Annotated in this window: 2 protein-coding genes; both read right to left on the bottom strand. The window is 49.8% G+C overall.

The window, feature by feature from the left end; translation table 11 throughout:
• Positions 1–719: hypothetical protein (locus D6783_04100; protein ID RME52660.1), on the bottom strand; the 719-nt coding region annotated here is incomplete at its 3' end.
• Between the two features lie 3 nt (positions 720–722).
• On the bottom strand, positions 723–1,892 hold a 1,170-nt coding region (locus D6783_04095), incomplete at its 5' end, for a DNA-directed RNA polymerase subunit beta (GenBank protein RME52659.1).

Raw genomic sequence — 1,892 nt, 5'->3', positions numbered from 1 at the left:
TTTTCTTCTGGAATTGCTTCTTTTGCTTTCTCAAGCAAAGCTTCCAAATCTCCAAATCCAAGCAACCTGCTTATGAAGTTTTTTGGTTTGAAAACTTCCAAGTCGTCTATTTTTTCTCCGACACCAATAAACTTTACTTTGGCTTTTGTTATTGCGCAGGCGATTAATGCTCCGCCGCCTTTAGCTGTTCCGTCAAGCTTTGTAATGACAACACTCCCGACCTTCACCTTTGCCTTGAACTCGCTTTCCAAGTCCTTCAACAGACGCAGTTTCTCTTCAGGGTATACTTTGGTGATAATGTATCCGGCAAAGTACACCACTTTCTCAAGATCGGATGCGGATATGCCCAGAAGCAACGCGATGCGAGATGGAATACCGCGATGGAACCAAATGTGTGCGACAGGTGTTGCAAGTTCAATGTGACCCATGCGCTCACGACGCACGACGCTGCGCGTTATCTCTACACCACACTTCTCGCAGACAATACCCTTAAAGCGAATGCCTCGATATTTGCCGCAGTAACACTCAAAATCTTTCTCCGGACCGAATATTTTCTCGTCGAAAAGGCCGTTTCGTTCCGGTCGCTGTGTGCGATAGTTAATGGTTTCCGGCTTTGTCACTTCACCGCGTGACCACTCCAAAATGCGCTCCGGCGACGCCAACTTAAGCGTAACCTTGTCGAAATCGTTGATGAGGGCTTCTTTGTGTGTTGTTTTCATACGCTAGTCGTTGTTGTCATTACTCTTTTCTAAATTGATATCCAATGCCAAGCCACGCAAGTGACGAATCAATACATTGAAGGTAGCCGGTACATGTGGCTGGCGAATACGCTCACCTTTCACGATAGCGTCAAACGCGGCCGAACGACCCACGATATCGTCTGACTTAATGGTGAGCACTTCCCGCAGCGCATACGCCGCACCGTACCCGAGAAACGCCCACACCTCCATTTCTCCGACGCGCTGACCACCGTTTTGCGCCTTACCGCCAAGCGGCTGTTGTGTCGTAATGGAGTATGGTCCGACACTGCGCATGTGAATCTTGTCCTCAACCATGTGGTGCAGCTTCAAGATGTACATGTTTCCAACCGCGATTGGCTGATCAAACGCCTCACCGGTACGCCCGTCAAAGAGCGTTATTTTACCGCTCTGCGGATATCCCGCCTGCTCGAGCTCTTGAATAATCTCTTCCTCGGTCGTTCCCGAGAATGGCGGCACGATGGCTTGATAACCCAACTCCTCCGCGGCGAGGCCGAGATGCATTTCAAGAATCTGCCCCAAGTTCATACGACTTGGTACGCCAAGCGGTGTCAAAATGATGTCGATTGGCTCACCATCCTCGGTAAACGGCATATCTTCTTCCGGAAGCACGCGAGAGATAACACCTTTGTTACCGTGGCGACCGGCGAGCTTGTCACCGACTGATATGTTGCGCAATTGCGCCACTTCAATGTGAATGCGCTTGATAATGCCACTTTCAAGCTGATCTCCGTTTTCGCGCGAGAACACGCGAACACCGATAACGCGACCGCGTTTTCCGGCTTCCATACGGAGCGATGTATCTTTCACATCCTTTGCTTTCTCACCAAAGATGGAACGCAAGAGGCGCTCCTCGGGAGTAAGTTGCGTTTCGCCCTTAGGTGTGACCTTTCCAACCAAAATGTCACCTGCGCGAACCTCCGCACCGATGCGGACAATGCCTTCTTCATCAAGATTTTTGAGCTTTGCCTCGGACACATTTGGAATATCATACGTCGTTACCTCAGGCCCAAGCTTGGTGTCGCGTACATACGCCACAAACTCTTCAACATGAATTGATGTAAACTTGCTGTTTTTCACAAGGCGCTCTGAAATGACAATCGCGTCTTCGTAGTTCGCACCCGCCCATGACAT

The organism is Candidatus Woesearchaeota archaeon (assembly GCA_003694805.1).
GTDB lineage: Archaea > Nanobdellota > Nanobdellia > Woesearchaeales > J110 > J110.
This window is presented reverse-complemented; position numbering and strand designations above follow the sequence as displayed.